The sequence below is a fragment of the Serratia sp. L9 genome (assembly GCF_050632285.1).
In the GTDB taxonomy this organism is placed as follows: domain Bacteria; phylum Pseudomonadota; class Gammaproteobacteria; order Enterobacterales; family Enterobacteriaceae; genus Chania.
Window position 1 is genome coordinate 3,739,155 of sequence record NZ_CP192591.1, and the last position, 16,903, is coordinate 3,756,057.

Genomic DNA, 16,903 nt, shown 5'->3' on the forward strand with positions numbered 1-16,903 from the left:
TGCACCCTATATAGAAGAAGAGATTACCCTGAAGTTACTTTTTCAGGGCATTAATCCGGGTATTCGCATCCTTTCCACCCACCGACCCAGCATAGACATCCAGTATCTGGGCGATGCTGTCCTGGTTAGCCAGCTTCAGCGTTTCCCGGTAATACAGCATCAACTGACGATGGGTGTAGTGGGCGAGCCGTTCTGGGTTATGGCCTGCCCGGACGAGTGCGGCGAAAACGCTGCCGTATCCGACGTTTTTTTCATCGCGGCGCGGATCGTGACCTGGCGAATGGCAGCGGTCATAAAAAAACGCCGGTTGGCTGTCCAGAACGTATCAATCAGCGTCGAGCCTTCACTGGCGGGCAGGCTGTTGACCCATTCCACTGGCTGGTCGCAACTGCGAGCCACCAACAGCGGCAACGAGAACGCATGCTGTGCCAGAACGTCCATGACGGCATCAAACCCCGGATACTCCGACTGCATCACATCCGCCAGGCTGGCAATGATGGGTTTCAGTTCGTGATGCATGGCCAGTGAATCGGCCAACGTGAACTCGCGCACGGTCAGGAACCTGCCCGCGATGGGGACATCACGGTTAGGCAGCAGCACGGAAATATCGTCTTCCGGCTTGTCCACAGCCACTGTCACCAGTTTTTGATGTTTATGTTTACGGCTCATTCAGCAATCTCCGCGACATGAATGATGCGGCCAAAACGGCTGAGAACCGGTCTGACGGACGGTTGGTATCGAACAGCACACCAGCAGTCGTTTCCAGTCCCGCCAGCGAGGTATCGCTATTGATCATGGCCAACGCAGCTGCGGGGTCAAAGACCACTTTGTGCAGGATTTGAATGACAGCAGCGCCGCCTTCCGCCAGGTTGATACCGTCGAACCGTAGCGCCAGTGGCTCAGGCTGTTGAGTAAACATCTCTGTGTTGGTGCTACCGGCGTAGGAATAGCTGACTGTCAACGGCAATGCAGCGGGTGGCGGTGTCTTCAGGAAGTCGATTGCGCCGTACAGCACATCAATATTGAAGTCTTCACCCGCTATCAGATCGCCGATCTCCACATCGCTAACGTTTTGGTGTTCCAGCGTGACGCGGCTACCTGCCTCAATACCCGCAGGCAATACCTCTCCTGTCACTGTCCCTGCCGGGATCACAACCCGTTCGCCATAAAACACCAGCGCCAGGTTATCGGCTCAGAATTCATGCCAGGTCATGGTCACGATGCCGTCTTTACTGATCGGGAACCTGCGAACAGTCATGCGCTGCCCAGAATACGATTCCTTGTGCGACAGGTTCTCGACCGTCAGCGCCAGGGACAATACTGAGACATCGCCGATCCAGCGCCAGGCCAGCGGCTTGCCGTAGGCATCACGTCGAGCAAGGTATACCTTGCCCTGGTTGTATTGATAGGTTTCAATCTGCGCCATGATCGCCGTTCTCCTGCTTTGGTTTTTTGCCTGTCTGCGGTGCGGTCACGATGGGGCTGTGGCTCACTGCAGGTGGTGCAATACGTCCGCGCCGTTCGAGCCACTTGGCTTCTTCGTCGCTGACCTCGATGGTGTCACCCGCCGTAACGGGTTTACCTTTGTGGGTATGTGGCCCACTCAGTGTTACTTTTGGCATCTCATGCCCCCGATGATGTGGTTAACGGTGAAAACGTCCATCCAGACCAGCGTGCCCGCGTCATAATCCAGCACATCCCCCTTTACCCACTGAACCCCAGTGGTGCAGCGCTTGTTGGGCATCCAGCCGATCATCAAATCACGTACCTGGCCAATCAGCGGATTAGCCTCATGGATCATCCCCTCTATCCCCAGCCCGTAATTGCGAACCACAATGACAATACCGAAAACCGCTTCCGCCACCTGCGCCCGGCTACCGTTACCCGGTATGCCACGTTCAGAACCCATCAGCACATAGGCCGCAGGGACGGAAACCGCAGACAGGTCAGTCACCTTGCTGTACTCGACAACGCTGCCGACAAATGACAGCGGGTCGGGTTGCAAACTCTGTATGCGCTCTATCACACAAGACAGATCAAAAGGGCCGCTGCTCATTTGCCGAAGTCCCGTAAGGAGTCCATGCTGAAGGTGCGCCCAGGGCCGGTAATGTGTGGGCCTCCCCGGCTGCAGGCAGCGGGTCTTCAATCCCCAGGCTGTAATCCCCTTTGGCGACATCCTTCAGCAGCTTCAATGCATCGCGATAGTCACGCACGATAGGGTCTTTCTGCTCATCAGTAATGCGGTGAGCATGGAGCCGATAGCGGGTGATATCCAATGCCCATCCCGCAAGAACGGGAGGGATAACGGCCAACGGCAAACGGTGGCCACGCTGACGGAGAAAGCCATCGATCAGCGACTGTGCTTTCTCAACCGCTTCACCGATGCGTTCAACAGCGGCCAGAGCGACCTCCACCTCAGTTGGGGGCCAGGTGCTGGTATCTTCACCGCGCAGCAGCGCATCCAAAATCGCTGGGCGGGCTGGCGGTTTCCCTGCCTGCTGAGTCGTCTGTGAAAGTTCGACCGCACCAGGCCGTTCAGCAAGGTGCGCGAGCGTTACATACCAGGCCGTTGTCATGACACGCTTCCTCAAAATGCGGCGGGTTTGGCGACAGCGCGTTTTGCTGCCATGAAACCCTGCTGCAAGTGGGTACGGGCGATGGCCAGCCAACGCGGATCGATATCCGGGTTTTCGGCCAGGCCGTCCAGGTAATCACCGACCAGGTTGCCGAAGTCGGTGAGTTCCTCCATCGCCGCCAGCTCGGCATCGGTGAGCTGGCGGTGGGAGCTTTGGGCTTTGATAACTGGCATGGATTGATTACCCCGCAACGGCGTTCTGGAACAGGTAGCCAACATCTTTAGCCACACACAGTTCTTTTACCGATTCACCGACACGCACTTTCTGGCCACCGCGCATCCCGATATTGGGGTCAGCGATAGAGCCGGAAACACGGTTGCCAAACTGTGCCGTAAAGCCCCAGGTCACACCACCTTGGGTGTTGGCCAGGCGATTGCGATAATGGAAGGCGGCATGATTTGCCCAGGTACGAACCAGTACCGGTTTTTGACCAGGGCGGGCGATATTGACCCAGGCTGAACCGACATAGATATCTTCCAGTTCCAGCAGGTCTTTCAGGAAGGCCATCGGCACCATACCGCTGTCACCCAACGTACCGTGATAGGCTTTAACAATGCTTGGGTTGCGGCGCAAAGCCGTGGCAGTAACACGCCCCCAAATGGCGATATTTGGCCGCATCACCAAATCATCAAGTGCATCTGTAATATCGACTAACGGGTTACTGTCTGCATGGCTCCATTGATTGGCACCAGCCAGGATTTGACGATTGCCAACAGGGTAGCTATTCGGAGAAAACACCAGTTTGCTGGTACGGACTTCGCGATCCAGAGCAATCAAATCCGCTGTTCGTTCGGTAGCATGGCCCAAGGGATCATAATTTTTTGGTGCATTGTCGATGTCGTCCTGTGGGATCGGTGCATCAAGGGCGAAATCCTCCGCAGAGCTGGTTTCTTCTTCTGCCGGGAACTCGACCTGGTTAGGTTGTGAGGTACGGCCAACCGTTGTATTAGGCACCGTGAAGCCCTGAGCGATGTCGTACTTCCACCACTTGAACGATTTAACGCCCACAGGAACGCGAGGTAAGACATCATCGGCAATCAATGAAACGTTGCGATACGCAATGGAAATCGCCGTCAAATGGGGGTCAACGGGGAATGGAAATTGAGCCATTGTAATTCTCCAGATAAGAATGGGTGCCGGAGCCGATCCCGGCGAATCATGGCCGTTTGTTCAAAGTGCGTTGCTAGGCCGCCAACTTGCCAGGATTAACCCACACCGAGCCGATATCGCCCTCAGTGCCAGGGACTTCGGCATAACCGATGAACCAATCACCTGCAGCAGCAGGAACGGCAAGCCCATCGGCGTTTGCTGTCAATGGATCGCCCAGGGCGATATCCGCACCGTAACCCACCAACGCCAATCCACTGCGGATGATGTCGAACACCTCGCCATCATCGGCAGGAACAATGGTGGTGACGCCGGTGATCACTTTGGTGCCGTCAATCGCCTGCGCTGAAAACCCTTCTTCAGTACCGTGGTTCACCAGGCTGCGGGCAGCGATAGCACCCTCCGCCCGTGAACCGGTGATCAAGCCTGGAATATTCACTTGTTACCCCCTTTCACATGGTTGACGGCAACGGTCATGGAGATGGTGCGGCCTTTTTTGGCCTCCGCCTCCTGGTACTCGCGAGCCTGGTCTGCTACGGCATTGACGTCTGCAAAGTCCAGGGCGGCAGCTCCGTCTTCAGCAGATTTTTCAGCAAAATCGAGAAACTTTGGCTTCTCACTCAACACTGAGCGCAGCAGTTCTTCTGGCGTTTTGCTGACAGTGGTTGAACCATCGGCAAACGAGATCGGGGTGTTGGCCAGGTTCACCAGCACTTCGATTACCGCGTTTTTTTGCCGTGGTAGCAGTTGACCCGCTGTGACCAGGCCATCGGCAAATGAGGTAATGTCAGTGCGGCGTTGGGCTGCTGCTGCGTCCTGACTCTGCTTTTCCTTAAGCTTGATTGTTTCTTCTCGGGCATCGAGGTCAGCCTTCCGTGCAGCGAGATCAACTGCTGCACTGGATGCACTCGGATCGATTTTTGACACATTGGACTCCTCGGCATACGCCAGTGTTGAAATGGTTGCGGTATTGGCATCTGCTGCTGCGGCGATCTCTTCGATTGATTGGATGCGCCACGTCGGCAAAATGTTGTCGGCGCGTTCAACGCCTTCTTTCTCGATCAGGTAATCCCGCAGATTGCGGAACATCTCGGTGAGTAACTCGGTTTCCCAGGGAGCGGCAAACTCCAACGGTGCGTCATCGCCCGTGGTCTCAGCAAAATCGAATTTCGCATCCGGCAACCCTTTTACGCCCGGTAGAGATGCACCCAGAAAACCCACATGGCGGGGATAGAAATGTCCTGGCTTCGGGTTGCCAGGCGAATTGGGTTGATAGATGGAGAGGGAACGCTTTTTGAAGCTGCCTGCATTAAAGGCTTCGGCAAACGCAGGGATGACCTGGTGAGGCTCGGTGTAAACCAGACCATCTCGGTATTCAAAACGTTTGGCCCATCCGTAAGAGGGGTCATCCAGCTTAGGGTGACCGATCACAAAGGGAGCTTCAGAGAGTGCAGGGTCATAGCTGCTGGCCATGTCGATGCAGTCTTCCACCGTAAATGTCGCCGTGCGGCCATCCATCGCGGTGTGGGTGCCTGGTGCAAAAACGGCAAGGGTCGCTGTAGAGGGTGAAGTTTTAGCAGTCATGGTAACCGTCCATCACAAGAGATGGCGGTATCGTAATGGGAGGGGCGTAAAAGGTAATTTATCCTCGGACTAAATTACCGAGAGGGGAAATAACAACAGCGGGATCATTCAGGAGGGTGGAACATCACCGGGAGCCGTATTAGAACGTATTGTAATACGGCTTGGTGTTTACATTGGCCCCATCATGCCACTCAGGCACATAGAAGTCACTACGGCGCGTTGGTGGCGGTTACTGTTTTAGTGAACGCTGCAGGTAGTTTCTGGCCAGCTCGACCAGGCGATCCCCTTCCTGGGCAGAAACGCCCAGCCACTCCCTGGCAGGCAGAGTGATTTTGTAAGCAGGCAGCGTATGCCATTGTGCAAAGTCTGATTTTGATTTGCGGACAAACCGGTGGTCACCGGCAGCGATACGTTTTTGCTGATAGTACGCCTGCTGACTGCGGGCTGGCATCTCAATGGTGCCACCGAACTGGTGAATGGCACCATAAGGTCGGTCAGTGCCGAACAGCAGCTCCTGCGCGGCGATTTGCCAACGCAAGGTATTACGCAATGGACCATCCAGCGTGAGGATTTTGTCCTGGTTCTTGCGCTTACGCTTTTTGTACCGTGCTGATAAGGGAGCCCACGGCGTACCATCGGGAGCCGTTTGGTCACGGAACCGCTGCTGGTGAAACTCCAGCAGCTTCTCGCCCATGTCTGACAACAGCGGTGTGGGATCGCTTAATGCTGCATGCGTGGCCAGCAGAGTGGATAACGCATCCTGATAATCAAACGTCAGTGTTGCACCGGCCATCAGTTTGCCTCCCGTTGATAGAGTCTCACGCCCTGGCGCAATGACTGCAGCATCGTCTCAGACGTTGACACGTTACCTGCCCAACCATCACGGCCCACTTCGAACACCACCGCCACCGGTTCTGCCTGACCACTTACCTGGAAACGGGCCAGGTAACGGCGACGAACGACGGCCAGTTGCACGTCGGCCAGCCATACTATCTGCACCCAAATCTCGTCAGGGGTTTGGATTGCCTGAGCAATCAGCGGCAATACCGTAGCCGCATCGGTCTGCGCAACCTCGGCAAACTCAGAAGGATTGCCATCATCTCCCCGGAACATCTCAGGGCCGATAGCGATGCGCTGGCCAGCGACATCGCGAAACGCAGCAGCCTGAGTGGACGTAGCATTAAACACCTGAAGGAATTCTTCAATTGCGTTGCCCTCCCAGTCTGGCGGAGTGACCGGTTGCGGCTCTGGCAATGGGTCAGGAGGGGAAATAGGCGAAGGCGCGGTGGGTAAAGGATCTAAAGGTGGAAGATGTTCAGGGGGCAATGGACCACCACCACGCGGTGGCGGTACCTGGCCACTGAAATCACGGCTGCGGCCAGGTGTATGTTCAAACCCGGGATCAATGCCTTCAGGTACCAAGGCAGTGCGCGGGCCACCGGGGCTACGCTGGCCAATCGTGCGCTCAACCCATTTGATAGGCGGCGCAGTATCTGGACCTGATTTGCCCATACGCCGCAGATCATCCTCGGTACGGGCGATAACGCTACATTGACATCCCCAGGCGTTGATCGGGAAATGGGTTACCCACCACGGGTCGTCCCACCGCAAGATCATACCGTTCCAGGCGAGGTGCTCCTCACGGGGTTCTTCGACTACGTCACTATGAACATACTCCCAATAGGGATGCGTTTCGCGCATGGCCATCAGTTGCGCAAAGCGTCCGGCCATGTAGCTGCTGCGCAGGTTGGTTTCATAAATAACACGGGTACGCCACTCAAACCCGCCGTTATAGCTCCAGCCGTAACGCGCGACGATACCTGAAAAGTCTTTGCGGAAATCCTGCAGTGTTCTCCCTTCGGTAATTGCCCGCTCTACCGCCTTACGCAGGTCGGCCAACAGGTCATCACGATTAGCACCGGCGACCATAAACTCATAGTCATGGGCTGCACCGTAGACATCTGTCCAGGCGTCGGTTTTGGTATTGAGCTTGCGCTGGAAAAAGGCAATCTGCTCGCTGAATGGCAGCGAACCATAGCCAACGTTACCGGCCATTGACTGCCTCCAGTAACTCATAGCGACCCGCCAGTGCGGCAGCGGACATCGCCTGCGCCAACACCTCGGCATACCGTTCGAGCGTCATGTCCGGCACCAATTTATCCAGGCCATCCCGCAAGGCTTCCAGGGAGTCCACATTGTCGACCAGTTCCTGCAGTTGCTGCATCCACCCATCGGTGACCGGGGTCAATTCACTGTTCAGACGGATGGCCATCGCAGCGGGTGCGTCCTGTGGGTGGCTATGCTCGGCGAATTCGCTTGGCTTGCTGCCTGCAGGTGCCACTGGTGGCGTATCACTGGTTGGCTTTGGCTCCCAATCGCCGCCATAGGTATCTTTCACCTCAGCCAACGTTGGGCGATAGCCGGTGGTATCAGAGACTAACTTGTCACGTTCGGCGCGGGACTTCAGGTCTTCCGGCTCATCGAATACGCGGGATACCTGGGGAACCGCCGCACCAGGGAAATTCAATTCGGTCAGCCAAGTGGCGGGGCCACGGTTCCAGGACTCGCAGATCACATCAGCATCAGATTTTGCAATGCTGGCCAGAATACCGGCCTGCAAGGACTCATCGCCGCCGATACCTTTTGAGGTTCCGCCAGAACTGGAAATTTGCCCGACGACCACGCGACGGATAGCTTCATTCATCGCTTTGTACATGGATTCATAATCCGCCGCGCCAGAACGTGACGCAGACAACATCTCAAGGGCCATGCCCTCTGGCATCACCACGCCACTGTCGGTCGATATGGCGTGGGTCAGTGCCAGCAGGTCACGTTTTTGCTCTGGTGTTGCCCCTGGTGGATGTTTACCGGCAACGGTAGGCATCCCAAATTTGTCCAGGAAGATTAGCCAGAACTTGATGTCATTGCGCTTGAAGAAGGTGGGCCAGTACAACCAGTGGGCCAGGCCAAGGCCATACGGTTCATCATCATGGTCAGCGCCAGTAGCGAATGACCAGAAATAAGGCGCAGGGCAAGGTTCTCCGGTGAACATGTTGCCTGGCGTCAGCAGCCGCAGTTCCCCTTTGGGCGTAAAACGAAACCGCCTGCGGTCTCGCACCTTGACCTCATCGATCCACAGCAGGTTGTCGCGTGTTCCATAAATCAGCTCAGATACCGCGTAACCGTAAAACACACCGTAGTGCATGAGCCGGGTGATACGGTCAAAGCCCAGTGCATCAATCTGGCGTTGCATGGCATCTGCAGCTTCGATATCAATCGGACGATCCCCACCGGCATCCACCTTGATCTCGCGGGAGATCAGCGCATCCTGGCGCTGAGTGAACGCTGATTTGACCTCATCATCACTCAGCACTTCACGGTAGATTTTGAGGTCTGGAGCGCCCCGATTCATCAGCACGCTGTCATCAGCCAAGGCCAGAGAGCCTACCCACGGGCGAGTGATATCACGACCATCACCGGTGGTTGCAATTTCCTGACCCAGCACAGGGCGTTTAAACGCACCTTTAAGCTTCCCCAACAGACTCATATAAACCCTCCAAAATCATTACTGCCACGCACGGTACCGAAGCCGGTCTCCGTAAATTCGCCACCGTGACTTGAGCCATAGCCTGACAGCACTCGGAAGATGTCACGCGGGCCGGTAGACTGGAATTCGATTTCAGCTGCGAGGTTCAGCGCGGCATAGTTCGCCAGGCATCCGGCAATCGCAGTGTCACCGTGGCGCACTAACTCAGCATCCTTCAGGTCCTTCTTCTCCAATGCTGCGACCATCGGTACACCGTCGATATTTTCAATAGTCCGCAAGTCTTGCGCCGTATTCTCATCTCGCGGGAGCGTGATCATGCTGTCTTCAAATAGCCCTGTGAATTTTGGCATCCATATGCCATACCACTTGCGGCTCAAACTGATCTCAGCAATGCGCGGCCTGCCGTAACGGTCTGCCGTGTACTCGGCCAGCACCATACCGGGGCCAGTCGCATCCATTGCACCGCCAGATTGGCGCGGGAGATAGTCGATAAAGTAGAAAAGAATTTGCTGCTGCAGAGCTGACGGCACGTTATGCAACTCGAGAATGAACGGTACCTCGCGCTTCAACGTAGGCGTTAAGCCCATTGGAACAAGGGAGGAGAAATGCCGGTGGCGGGCAAAGTCCATACCAAAAACATACCGCCACTCCGGGTTGAGCACCTCGGTCATAACAGGCTGCAGGTAACGTGCTATCCAGTCTCTGCCCCAGGACTCACGCTCTAGCTCGCCCATGTTGATAAAGTCATCATCCAGCACCAGGCGTATGACCGGACGTTCTTCCGGCATGGCACGCTCAATCCATACACCGGGTATACAGACACCGTTACCATCACGAGGTATGGCATCCAGTTCCTCGCGCATCGCAGATTTGCGCGGGCCATATGCGTTACGGATACGGTTGTACCAGGCTTTCTTACCTTCTACTGTTATCTCCTCTCCGCTCATGGCGCAGACGCGCTCATATAAGCCGTTGGTGACAGCATCATCGAACGTAACGGTAAATACGGCAGCATCACTACCATACCGGCCAGCTTCAATATCCAGGCAGAACTGATTAAAGGGGTTGTTTTTACCGTTGTGTGAGGAGATCACCACAATGCGGCCACCCCAGATCAACAGCGCTGTTGCTGCATCGAGTACCCCCTGAACATCCTGGTGGAAGGCGGCTTCATCAATGATGACCACACCTTGCAAACCACGGATATTGGCCGGACGGGAAGAGAGCGCCATGACTTGGTAACCGCTGGCGAACCGTACCCTATAAGCAGTGATCTGCCGAGTTTGGCCTTTCTCGTCTTGGTCTTCGAACAGGAACTCCTCAATGTTTGAGACTTGCTCTGCCTGTTGAGAGGCGATTACACGAGCGAACTTGGCCACATAGCCAATGAACTCCAGACCTTTCTCCTTGGTGTCGCCAATGTAATAAACGTTATTACCCCCAGCAGATTTTTGAGCACCAGCGATCAATGTGGAGTTAAGCCCCCAGGCAAACGTGATGCCGGTACGTCGCCCCTTCGGAATGGCCAGGATGGATACGTTGTACTTCAGGCACTCGACCTGGTGCGCCATTAAGACGCCCTCGGCAAAGGGATCGAAGGCAAACGGAATATCGCGAGCTCGGGCGGGTAACTCATCCCACTCGACGTTTCGGATCGTTGAGGCTAATGGTTTCATCACTTGATCCCCAGTACACGCTCACGCCAGAACTGCACCTGGTCTTCACTCAGCCCTTGCGCGGAGGCGACCTTGTCCAGATTGGCCTGTTGCTCGCGCAGCTGCTGCTCACGCGCCTCGCGGATCACAGCTGAACGTTCTTCACGACTCAGCTTGCTCCCTTGCAGGGTGTTCTTCATGGCCATGGAGAGTTGCAGCACTTCTTCCGTGTCCGGGGTGTCGCCCTGGGCCGCGAACGCTGCAGACTGCACCAGCGTCATCACCGATTGCACCAGCAGCGTACCGGCCTTGTCGTCCGGGTTCTCGCCCAGGGCGCTGACGGCCATACGTGCCGCTTGTTGTTGGCGCTGCATCTGGTTCATGAACTCTTCAAAACCACCGGCTTTCTTATAGCGCCAAAGGGTACTGGTACTGAGTTCGGCGGCGGCATCAGGGAAATGTTCACAGATGTCGGCCAGCATCTCGGCCAGGGTCATGCTGTTATCACGCATCAGCTTGTCGATATGTTCCCTGGCATCCGTGGGCAACTTATGAATAGTGGATTTACGGCCCATCTCAACCTCCCGCGCCAGGACGCTTCACCCCAGGAACGATGGCACGGCCAGCAGCCACATCAGCGCCTCGCGCTGTCAGACGAACGACCAGTACGGTACCGATATCTTCTGTCAAAACCAGCCCTTGCTCTTCTAACCAGAGCAACTCTGATTTGACCAGGTCGCGGCTGGGGTTGTGGCCATAACGCGTCAGCCCCTCAAAAATCACCGAGCTGTTGGAGGTGTAGCCTGGCATCTCAGACAGGATGCGCAAAGTCACCAGGCGCATATCTTCACGTAAATAATCCTGGTATTTCATTTGCCACCTCGCTGCTTCATCAAAAAATCGTCAATTCTCTCAACACGTCGCGACATTGCCCCTAACTGGATGCCGATATTATTCAGTTGGGCCTCTGTTGCGCCGAGCTGGACCATCAGTTGGGCCAACTGCTGTTGGGTTGGCATCTGTTTGACACGCTCCTCCAGGGCAATAACACGGGTGCGCAGCTCCAGAACCTCGCTGTTGGTCGCCGCTTGTCGGCTGATAACCCAGGCATAGATACCAATAGCCACTGTCAGCAACCACTGCACGGCGCTAAAACTAAAACTCAATTCTTCCAGGTTCATGATGTCTTTTGCCTATAAAATCGACCAGCTCGACATGACGGCCAGCACAGGTTGCGTAGATGTCGTACATCCGTTTCAGCGTGACGAACGCCGCATCCGCGCTATTGTCATCAGGGAGTGGCGGTACCGGACAGATGACCGTTAATCCCGCCGGTAACAGCAGCGGTGGCGCGGTCACGGGCGGCGGCGAGTTGCTGCATGCTGTCATCATCAAACACGCAGTTAACACGGTCAGAAGCCGTTTTCTTGAGTGCATTCTTGATATCCCTCGTGGTCTGCTCATCGCGTAGTTCCTGCTCTGCGATACGTTCTGATAAGGCACGGTCGGCTAGCCTGACCCTTTCCGCTGCTTGATTTGCCGCCTGGGTGAATGAATTCAGCGCTTGTTGACTGTCGGATAACTGGTTTCTCAGGCATTCCTGCCTGGCTTCGTTAAGCCCTTCCTGATAGCCATATTCCCGCGCAAATTCGACAGTGGTAAAAAGCAGCAGAAACAGAACTGCTGTGATCAGTACGATGTACTTAACTTTCATGGCACACCCCCAGCCCCCAACCTGCATCAACATAGAGAGGCTGCCAGCGTTGGATAATCCGCTGCGGATAGCCCCGATTCTCTCGCCAGTTTGCCGCTGATCGCCCGGCATTAATGGTTTCGACATGCCCCCAATAGCGGGAGTGGTCAAGCCCCTTGGTAGTGGCCAGTTTGCGGTCTCGTTGTACCCAACCCAGACCACCGTTGTAAGCCGACAGTACAAACGCCCAACGGTCACAATCACTTGCTGTACCCAGGATGCGATCCCAGTGCCAGAGGTTGTAAGTCACCAGGGCGCGCATGGCCCAGGAAGGGTTATAGGGCTGATTAGTGCCCAATGACTTGGGGTAGATACCCGCAATCCAGTCGCTTGTTGCAGGCATAAACTGCGCCAAGCCTACTGCACCAACCGGCGAACGAGCGGTAGTTTTCCACGTCGATTCTTGATGGATTTGTGCAGCGAACAGCGAGACCGGCGCATCCAGCCCCCAGATGGCGCGGGCATTGCGGGTCAGTTCACGCTGATACTGCTGTGCCTCCAACGGAATGCCTGCAGCCTTAGCCTGGGAAAAGAACCCGCCACACCAGAGCAACCAGGCAACAAAGACGATACCGGCAATTCTCAAAATAACGCTGAACGCTTTGTCTGTTTTTACCGCCCATCCAGCGAGCGATAGCGTGACTGTTATGGCGGCGAAAACAATCCAGATGATTTGTGGCCAATGCATAGTCAGAGCCCCATCGTTACGCCAATGACTACCGCCAGCACGATAAGGGCCCGGCGTAACAGAACGGCGGAAAAGACGAGCTGATACCCATCGACTACGGGATATTCAACATCCTGAGTGCCCGTAAAGGGCGGTGTGGTTTTCCAGTCCTGACGCAAGTAACCGCCTGGGCTGGCATAGGGGAACAGGCCGCGATCAAGGTGATAGCCCAGTACAACGGCGATGGAAACCAGCGCCAGCTTGTAGACGGTGACACCGATTTGCGCAGGGGACAGGAACGCGATCAGTACCAGCAGGAAAATGGCGGCAATCAGCCAACTTAGCAGGCGCTGACGGCGGAAATTGCGGTATTTACTCAAGAACGACATGGTGACTTCCTTAGTTGAGAGGGAAAACGATCAACAGAGGAATTCATTGTGCCGGGTGGTTTTGGGATTGTGATTTATACACGGATAAAAGAACACGGGAGGAGCCAGACGTACAACAAGTGGGCTGACGCTATCAGGATGCATCAGCAACCATCACGGCGTCAATCAAGAGAAGAGGTAATAAGTTATGCATCAAACGAACAAAAATACAACCTCGGCGACGGAGGACTCAGTAGTCGTCGAAAGCACTCCTGTAAGAATCGCGACCGGTACTGGTGCGGATAGCAGTCTCGGGCTCAACTTGAGCACCATGTCGACAAGCGGGGCAGCTCCAATATCCCTCTCCGTTGCCAGTCAGGACAACCTTCTTGCCAGCATCGAAACACGGTTGGCAGAGGAAATGCGAGACCTCGTCAGTGCCCTCCTTCGGTTCGGCATCGGGACGCAACGAATAAACGAAGAACTCCCTGAGACTGCCCAGTTTGGTAAGTTGATAACGCGTTTTTTCAGCATCACTAGCCTCCAACTCGCGTATGCGTTTCTCAAGGACAGGGATAAGCCTCTCCTGCTCGACGACGGTGCCCAGCAATTGCAAGATTTGGGTTTGAGCCTCAATGATTTTATTCGAGAGATCGATTTGGAGGGCCGCCAATTTCTGGCGATCGCGCTCATCGACAAGCGCTTTTCCGATCTGACCAATGGAAGTAACGGAACTGATTAACGCACTAAAATCCATGTTATTTCTTCCTTATACAAGGATTAGCAAGAAAGAGCGACCCACCCAGTGCGCTAACACTGGGTAGGCCGTCACACACAGATCCAGCCTGTGAGCAACCGAAGGCTCAGTCCGTCTCGCGAGACAGATCCAGCCTAGCGTATTTTCAACATATGAAAAAGGCTTACAGTTTATGAAAGCGACACCGATCATACCCTGGATCGGCGGAAAGCGCCGTCTGGCTAAAAACTCCTCCCACAATTCCCAGAACACACTTGTTACGTTGAGCCGTTCTGCGGTGCAGCGGCACTGTATTTCCTCAAAACTCCGAGCAAGGTTGAAGTGATCAATGACATCAACGGCGAACTTGTGAATCTGTACCGTGTGATCCAGCACCACCTTGAAGCGTTTATTCAGCAGTTCAAGTGGGCGCTAGTCAGCAGACAGATGTTCGAATGGTTGCAGATCACCCCAGAAGTGACGTTAACAGACATTCAACGGGCGGCGAGGTTCTACTATCTGCAGAAGCAGGCGTTTGGCGGCAAGGTCGAGGGGCAGACCTTTGGCACGGCAACGACATCGCCGCCAAGGTTCAATCTGCTGCGGATCGAGGAGGACTTATCCCAGGCACACATGCGCCTGGTCAGAACGCTGATTGAGCACATGGACTGGGCCAAATGCATTGAGAAGTATGATCGGCCCCATACGCTATTCTACTGTGATCCGCCGTACTGGCAGACCGAAGGCTATGGCGTGGAGTTTGGGTTTAAGAACTACACACGCATGGCCGAACTGGCCAGGATGATTGAGGGGAAGATGCTGATCTCAGTGAACGATATCCCTGAGATGCGACAGGTTTTTGCCGGACTCTCGATGGATACCGTGAATGTTCACTACACGCTTCAAGGGGCCGGACGCGATACAGCTAAACAGCAGGAGCTGGTGATAAGGAATTGGTAATAAAGGCTGAACACCTAAAACCCAGCCAATGATGGGGGTATAAATCGCTCAACATCATTGGTTGTTTCATTGACAGTGCAACTTGCTGATGCCCCAACTAACGCTCCATACTTATTCTGTATCTTCAGTGTGAGGGAGTCCATTCATACGATATTTTATCCCCTTGTCGTCTGCCATCAATATCAGCGATCTGTACATTGTCAGGGTTTGCAGAATCCATCTTGATCATCATCTTACATAAGTCAAGTGGTGTGTGCTTAGCATCTCCAAAAATTGCCGAGACCAAAATAAAGCAAAAAAATAGGCTACCAAAAAGTAATACCACCCCAAAGCATCCTTTAACATTTCCAATCGGTTTTTGTAATTTCATACCACAATGTGGGCACGATTTAGCGCTATCAGAAATTTCTCGATGACACTCCTTGCAATCAATCAATGCCATGATTCATCCTTTTTAGGTAAACAATTTTGAAATAAGCATTATGGCAAATGCACTAACAGCAGTTAAAACCAAGCCTACCTTACGTAAAGGATCTGGGCCGAACCAATTCACCAACAACCCTAAAATCATAAAACCAGCCAAAATCCTTGCGACTCGTGAGATTGACGCCCTTTTTTGATGCTGTTTTTCTATTAATTCTTGCTGAATTCTATCTTGTTCGAATTGTGCCTCGCAGTGTCTGCAAAAAGCTCTACCTGGTGTCAAATAGCGCTGTTCGCAACATGGGCATGGATCTGGCCCTTTGTACTCATGGTAGTCGCGTCCAGCAGTACGATTATTATCACCATCAACTTGGATACGTGGTTCAGGCATGTAATAACCCCTAACTTATCAAAAGAGTTACTTTTTCCCTTCATTGTAATCTCCACCAGCTACACGGTTATTGCTTCCTGTCACGCTAATACTCCCTCTCCCTGTTTGTGCGGACGTTAGAGCTGCTAATGCTGCCATTCTTACAGCCAAAGGAGCAGCACGGTAGTACGTTAACATTTCTTGCTCGTCTCTTGACAATGTAGTTCCACCAGAAAAGTCACCAGTAAGTACATATTGAACATTTGCTCCAGCCGTAGCCAAGGCTGCAAGGACATTCGCTCCAGGCATAGCGAGACCACGTTCATATTTTCCCCACATCTCACGCGAAACGCCACAAAGGCTAGCTACATCATTCTGATTGAATTTTAAGCGCTTTCTTTCTTCTTTTAACCGGCCCGATATTTGATAACTAAAGTTCATTCAATCACCTTGACAATGAGAATTATAGTTCTCATAATCTATCACATATGTTAATCATTTATTCGACCACGCGGAGCTACATAATGAAGGTAAAAACCCCAGACCAAGTCAAACAACATTTCCGCTTAAACGGGCTGACATTCAATCAGTGGGCTATTGAGAATGGATACACACCAACCGATGTTTACCGTGTTCTCAATGGATTAACTAAAGCCAAATATGGCAAAGGCCACGAAATCGCAGTCAAACTGGGCTTGAAACCTACAGACTCTACCATCTGATTTATAGCACCGTTTATGTAAGTGTAACAGTGTTACGCATAGTAAAAAAAGGAGCTAATAACAATGGCTAAAACACCTGGTACATCATCATCAGCAACACGCACTTTGCGAGTTCTGATTGCACTCAAAGGTCATACGATGACTGGCCTTTCCAATGGCGAGCTAGCTAAAGCTTTGAACGTCTCCCCTGCCAATATCAGCCGCGATCTGGCCACGTTAGTTGCCGAAGGGTTAGCTATTCAACTTGATAACGGTCGATACGCGCATAGCGTACAGATGCTGCAGATCGCCACGGCTCACGCCGAACATATTGGCCGCATGCAGTCTCGGATGGATGAAATCACACAGCGTATTACCGCTGGATCTCGGTAAGGA

General features: G+C 53.8%; 27 protein-coding genes and 1 pseudogene. 4 read left to right on the forward strand and 24 right to left on the reverse strand.

The genetic code is table 11. The features are described 5' to 3' along the window. Positions 1–34 precede the first annotated feature (34 nt). From ACQ86O_RS17760 to ACQ86O_RS17860, 21 genes are all read right to left on the reverse strand, one after another. Positions 35–160, reverse strand: coding sequence for a hypothetical protein (locus ACQ86O_RS17760; RefSeq protein WP_431222202.1), 126 nt, complete (start codon positions 158–160; stop codon positions 35–37). Next, entirely contained in the window at positions 160–669 is a 510-nt protein-coding gene (locus ACQ86O_RS17765; RefSeq protein WP_431222203.1) for a DUF6631 family protein, read from the reverse strand. The genes ACQ86O_RS17760 and ACQ86O_RS17765 overlap by 1 nt, the downstream gene beginning before the upstream one ends. Continuing rightward, positions 659–1,174 (reverse strand): hypothetical protein, encoded by a 516-nt coding sequence (locus tag ACQ86O_RS17770; protein WP_431222204.1) that lies wholly within the window; start codon positions 1,172–1,174, stop codon positions 659–661. Before ACQ86O_RS17770 ends, ACQ86O_RS17765 begins: the two co-directional genes overlap by 11 nt. Before the next feature lie 18 nt (positions 1,175–1,192). Further along, positions 1,193–1,426, reverse strand: coding sequence for a hypothetical protein (locus tag ACQ86O_RS17775; RefSeq protein WP_431222205.1), 234 nt, complete (start codon positions 1,424–1,426; stop codon positions 1,193–1,195). Next, complete coding sequence (locus tag ACQ86O_RS17780; RefSeq protein WP_431222206.1) at positions 1,413–1,622, reverse strand: DUF7210 family protein; 210 nt, start codon at positions 1,620–1,622, stop codon at positions 1,413–1,415. The genes ACQ86O_RS17775 and ACQ86O_RS17780 overlap by 14 nt, the downstream gene beginning before the upstream one ends. After that, positions 1,610–2,056: a phage tail terminator protein gene (locus ACQ86O_RS17785; protein ID WP_431222207.1), complete on the reverse strand. Its 447-nt coding sequence runs from the start codon at positions 2,054–2,056 to the stop codon at positions 1,610–1,612. Before ACQ86O_RS17785 ends, ACQ86O_RS17780 begins: the two co-directional genes overlap by 13 nt. Then, positions 2,037–2,576 carry a phage protein Gp36 family protein gene (locus ACQ86O_RS17790; protein WP_431222208.1) on the reverse strand — a complete coding sequence of 180 codons (540 nt, stop codon included), beginning with the start codon at positions 2,574–2,576 and terminating at the stop codon, positions 2,037–2,039. Before ACQ86O_RS17790 ends, ACQ86O_RS17785 begins: the two co-directional genes overlap by 20 nt. Positions 2,577–2,587: 11 nt before the next feature. Further along, positions 2,588–2,809: a DUF7681 family protein gene (locus tag ACQ86O_RS17795; RefSeq protein WP_431222209.1), complete on the reverse strand. Its 222-nt coding sequence runs from the start codon at positions 2,807–2,809 to the stop codon at positions 2,588–2,590. Positions 2,810–2,816: 7 nt separating this feature from the next. Continuing rightward, a complete protein-coding gene (locus ACQ86O_RS17800) occupies positions 2,817–3,746 on the reverse strand; it encodes a phage capsid protein (protein WP_431222210.1) in 930 nt (309 codons plus the stop codon). Positions 3,747–3,819: 73 nt separating this feature from the next. Continuing rightward, positions 3,820–4,182, reverse strand: a complete 363-nt coding sequence (locus ACQ86O_RS17805; RefSeq protein WP_431222211.1) for a hypothetical protein — start codon at positions 4,180–4,182, stop codon at positions 3,820–3,822. Continuing rightward, positions 4,179–5,327, reverse strand: a complete 1,149-nt coding sequence (locus ACQ86O_RS17810; protein ID WP_431222212.1) for a hypothetical protein — start codon at positions 5,325–5,327, stop codon at positions 4,179–4,181. The genes ACQ86O_RS17805 and ACQ86O_RS17810 overlap by 4 nt, the downstream gene beginning before the upstream one ends. 229 nt (positions 5,328–5,556) lie before the next feature. After that, a complete protein-coding gene (locus ACQ86O_RS17815) occupies positions 5,557–6,120 on the reverse strand; it encodes a phage virion morphogenesis protein (protein ID WP_431222213.1) in 564 nt (187 codons plus the stop codon). Next, entirely contained in the window at positions 6,120–7,382 is a 1,263-nt protein-coding gene (locus tag ACQ86O_RS17820) for a PBECR2 nuclease fold domain-containing protein (RefSeq protein ID WP_431222214.1), read from the reverse strand. The genes ACQ86O_RS17815 and ACQ86O_RS17820 overlap by 1 nt, the downstream gene beginning before the upstream one ends. Next, a complete protein-coding gene (locus ACQ86O_RS17825) occupies positions 7,372–8,874 on the reverse strand; it encodes a DUF935 domain-containing protein (protein ID WP_431222215.1) in 1,503 nt (500 codons plus the stop codon). Before ACQ86O_RS17825 ends, ACQ86O_RS17820 begins: the two co-directional genes overlap by 11 nt. Beyond that, a complete protein-coding gene (locus ACQ86O_RS17830) occupies positions 8,871–10,445 on the reverse strand; it encodes a hypothetical protein (protein ID WP_431222216.1) in 1,575 nt (524 codons plus the stop codon). Before ACQ86O_RS17830 ends, ACQ86O_RS17825 begins: the two co-directional genes overlap by 4 nt. Positions 10,446–10,549: 104 nt before the next feature. Then, complete coding sequence (locus ACQ86O_RS17835; protein WP_431222217.1) at positions 10,550–11,104, reverse strand: phage protein Gp27 family protein; 555 nt, start codon at positions 11,102–11,104, stop codon at positions 10,550–10,552. Position 11,105: 1 nt separating this feature from the next. Continuing rightward, complete coding sequence (locus tag ACQ86O_RS17840; RefSeq protein ID WP_431222218.1) at positions 11,106–11,402, reverse strand: VpaChn25_0724 family phage protein; 297 nt, start codon at positions 11,400–11,402, stop codon at positions 11,106–11,108. After that, positions 11,399–11,710 (reverse strand): DUF2730 family protein, encoded by a 312-nt coding sequence (locus ACQ86O_RS17845; RefSeq protein ID WP_025121745.1) that lies wholly within the window; start codon positions 11,708–11,710, stop codon positions 11,399–11,401. Before ACQ86O_RS17845 ends, ACQ86O_RS17840 begins: the two co-directional genes overlap by 4 nt. A gap of 110 nt (positions 11,711–11,820) precedes the next feature. Then, positions 11,821–12,243, reverse strand: coding sequence for a hypothetical protein (locus tag ACQ86O_RS17850; protein ID WP_431222219.1), 423 nt, complete (start codon positions 12,241–12,243; stop codon positions 11,821–11,823). Then, on the reverse strand, positions 12,233–12,970 hold the full coding sequence (locus ACQ86O_RS17855) for a transglycosylase SLT domain-containing protein (protein ID WP_431222220.1): 738 nt from the start codon (positions 12,968–12,970) through the stop codon (positions 12,233–12,235). Before ACQ86O_RS17855 ends, ACQ86O_RS17850 begins: the two co-directional genes overlap by 11 nt. A gap of 2 nt (positions 12,971–12,972) precedes the next feature. Next, positions 12,973–13,338 (reverse strand): putative holin, encoded by a 366-nt coding sequence (locus ACQ86O_RS17860; protein ID WP_431222221.1) that lies wholly within the window; start codon positions 13,336–13,338, stop codon positions 12,973–12,975. A gap of 187 nt (positions 13,339–13,525) precedes the next feature. Between ACQ86O_RS17860 and ACQ86O_RS17865 the strand changes: the two genes are divergently transcribed. Together ACQ86O_RS17865 and ACQ86O_RS17870 are read left to right on the forward strand one after the other, a co-directional pair. Then, positions 13,526–14,059 carry a hypothetical protein gene (locus ACQ86O_RS17865; protein ID WP_431222222.1) on the forward strand — a complete coding sequence of 178 codons (534 nt, stop codon included), beginning with the start codon at positions 13,526–13,528 and terminating at the stop codon, positions 14,057–14,059. 187 nt (positions 14,060–14,246) lie between these two features. Beyond that, positions 14,247–15,013: pseudogene (locus ACQ86O_RS17870) on the forward strand (DNA adenine methylase). Between the two features lie 124 nt (positions 15,014–15,137). On the opposite strand, the gene ACQ86O_RS17875 reads toward ACQ86O_RS17870, so the two are convergent. Genes ACQ86O_RS17875 through ACQ86O_RS17885 form a run of 3 tightly spaced genes read right to left on the reverse strand, consistent with a single transcriptional unit; the run spans position 15,138 to position 16,247 of the window. Next, complete coding sequence (locus tag ACQ86O_RS17875) at positions 15,138–15,455, reverse strand: zinc-ribbon domain-containing protein (protein WP_431222223.1); 318 nt, start codon at positions 15,453–15,455, stop codon at positions 15,138–15,140. A 12-nt stretch (positions 15,456–15,467) separates the two neighbouring features. Beyond that, on the reverse strand, positions 15,468–15,827 hold the full coding sequence (locus ACQ86O_RS17880; RefSeq protein ID WP_431222224.1) for a hypothetical protein: 360 nt from the start codon (positions 15,825–15,827) through the stop codon (positions 15,468–15,470). Between the two features lie 27 nt (positions 15,828–15,854). Then, the gene (locus ACQ86O_RS17885) at positions 15,855–16,247 is read right to left on the reverse strand and encodes a helix-turn-helix domain-containing protein (protein ID WP_431222225.1); all 393 of its coding nucleotides are present in this window, start codon (positions 16,245–16,247) and stop codon (positions 15,855–15,857) included. Positions 16,248–16,330: 83 nt separating this feature from the next. Here ACQ86O_RS17885 and ACQ86O_RS17890 point away from each other — a divergent pair, with 83 nt between their 5' ends. Further along, complete coding sequence (locus ACQ86O_RS17890) at positions 16,331–16,528, forward strand: DNA-binding protein (RefSeq protein ID WP_431222226.1); 198 nt, start codon at positions 16,331–16,333, stop codon at positions 16,526–16,528. A 63-nt stretch (positions 16,529–16,591) separates the two neighbouring features. After that, positions 16,592–16,900 carry a helix-turn-helix domain-containing protein gene (locus tag ACQ86O_RS17895; protein ID WP_431222227.1) on the forward strand — a complete coding sequence of 103 codons (309 nt, stop codon included), beginning with the start codon at positions 16,592–16,594 and terminating at the stop codon, positions 16,898–16,900. Positions 16,901–16,903 lie beyond the last annotated feature (3 nt).

Bases quoted from the DNA above. Each gene is read 5' to 3' on its own strand.
- ACQ86O_RS17850 (WP_431222219.1), bottom strand. From the start codon at position 12,243: ATGAAAGTTAAGTACATCGTACTGATCACAGCAGTTCTGTTTCTGCTG.
- ACQ86O_RS17820 (WP_431222214.1), bottom strand. From the start codon at position 7,382: ATGGCCGGTAACGTTGGCTATGGTTCGCTGCCATTCAGCGAGCAGATT.
- ACQ86O_RS17835 (WP_431222217.1), bottom strand. From the start codon at position 11,104: ATGGGCCGTAAATCCACTATTCATAAGTTGCCCACGGATGCCAGGGAA.
- ACQ86O_RS17785 (WP_431222207.1), bottom strand. From the start codon at position 2,056: ATGAGCAGCGGCCCTTTTGATCTGTCTTGTGTGATAGAGCGCATACAG.
- ACQ86O_RS17840 (WP_431222218.1), bottom strand. From the start codon at position 11,402: ATGAAATACCAGGATTATTTACGTGAAGATATGCGCCTGGTGACTTTG.
- ACQ86O_RS17815 (WP_431222213.1), bottom strand. From the start codon at position 6,120: ATGGCCGGTGCAACACTGACGTTTGATTATCAGGATGCGTTATCCACT.
- ACQ86O_RS17810 (WP_431222212.1), bottom strand. From the start codon at position 5,327: ATGACTGCTAAAACTTCACCCTCTACAGCGACCCTTGCCGTTTTTGCA.
- ACQ86O_RS17880 (WP_431222224.1), bottom strand. From the start codon at position 15,827: ATGCCTGAACCACGTATCCAAGTTGATGGTGATAATAATCGTACTGCT.
- ACQ86O_RS17885 (WP_431222225.1), bottom strand. From the start codon at position 16,247: ATGAACTTTAGTTATCAAATATCGGGCCGGTTAAAAGAAGAAAGAAAG.
- ACQ86O_RS17895 (WP_431222227.1), top strand. From the start codon at position 16,592: ATGGCTAAAACACCTGGTACATCATCATCAGCAACACGCACTTTGCGA.
- ACQ86O_RS17825 (WP_431222215.1), bottom strand. From the start codon at position 8,874: ATGAGTCTGTTGGGGAAGCTTAAAGGTGCGTTTAAACGCCCTGTGCTG.
- ACQ86O_RS17860 (WP_431222221.1), bottom strand. From the start codon at position 13,338: ATGTCGTTCTTGAGTAAATACCGCAATTTCCGCCGTCAGCGCCTGCTA.
- ACQ86O_RS17790 (WP_431222208.1), bottom strand. From the start codon at position 2,576: ATGACAACGGCCTGGTATGTAACGCTCGCGCACCTTGCTGAACGGCCT.
- ACQ86O_RS17855 (WP_431222220.1), bottom strand. From the start codon at position 12,970: ATGCATTGGCCACAAATCATCTGGATTGTTTTCGCCGCCATAACAGTC.
- ACQ86O_RS17760 (WP_431222202.1), bottom strand. From the start codon at position 160: ATGCTGTATTACCGGGAAACGCTGAAGCTGGCTAACCAGGACAGCATC.
- ACQ86O_RS17845 (WP_025121745.1), bottom strand. From the start codon at position 11,710: ATGAACCTGGAAGAATTGAGTTTTAGTTTTAGCGCCGTGCAGTGGTTG.
- ACQ86O_RS17775 (WP_431222205.1), bottom strand. From the start codon at position 1,426: ATGGCGCAGATTGAAACCTATCAATACAACCAGGGCAAGGTATACCTT.
- ACQ86O_RS17830 (WP_431222216.1), bottom strand. From the start codon at position 10,445: ATGGCGCACCAGGTCGAGTGCCTGAAGTACAACGTATCCATCCTGGCC.
- ACQ86O_RS17890 (WP_431222226.1), top strand. From the start codon at position 16,331: ATGAAGGTAAAAACCCCAGACCAAGTCAAACAACATTTCCGCTTAAAC.
- ACQ86O_RS17765 (WP_431222203.1), bottom strand. From the start codon at position 669: ATGAGCCGTAAACATAAACATCAAAAACTGGTGACAGTGGCTGTGGAC.
- ACQ86O_RS17800 (WP_431222210.1), bottom strand. From the start codon at position 3,746: ATGGCTCAATTTCCATTCCCCGTTGACCCCCATTTGACGGCGATTTCC.
- ACQ86O_RS17780 (WP_431222206.1), bottom strand. From the start codon at position 1,622: ATGCCAAAAGTAACACTGAGTGGGCCACATACCCACAAAGGTAAACCC.
- ACQ86O_RS17875 (WP_431222223.1), bottom strand. From the start codon at position 15,455: ATGGCATTGATTGATTGCAAGGAGTGTCATCGAGAAATTTCTGATAGC.
- ACQ86O_RS17795 (WP_431222209.1), bottom strand. From the start codon at position 2,809: ATGCCAGTTATCAAAGCCCAAAGCTCCCACCGCCAGCTCACCGATGCC.
- ACQ86O_RS17865 (WP_431222222.1), top strand. From the start codon at position 13,526: ATGCATCAAACGAACAAAAATACAACCTCGGCGACGGAGGACTCAGTA.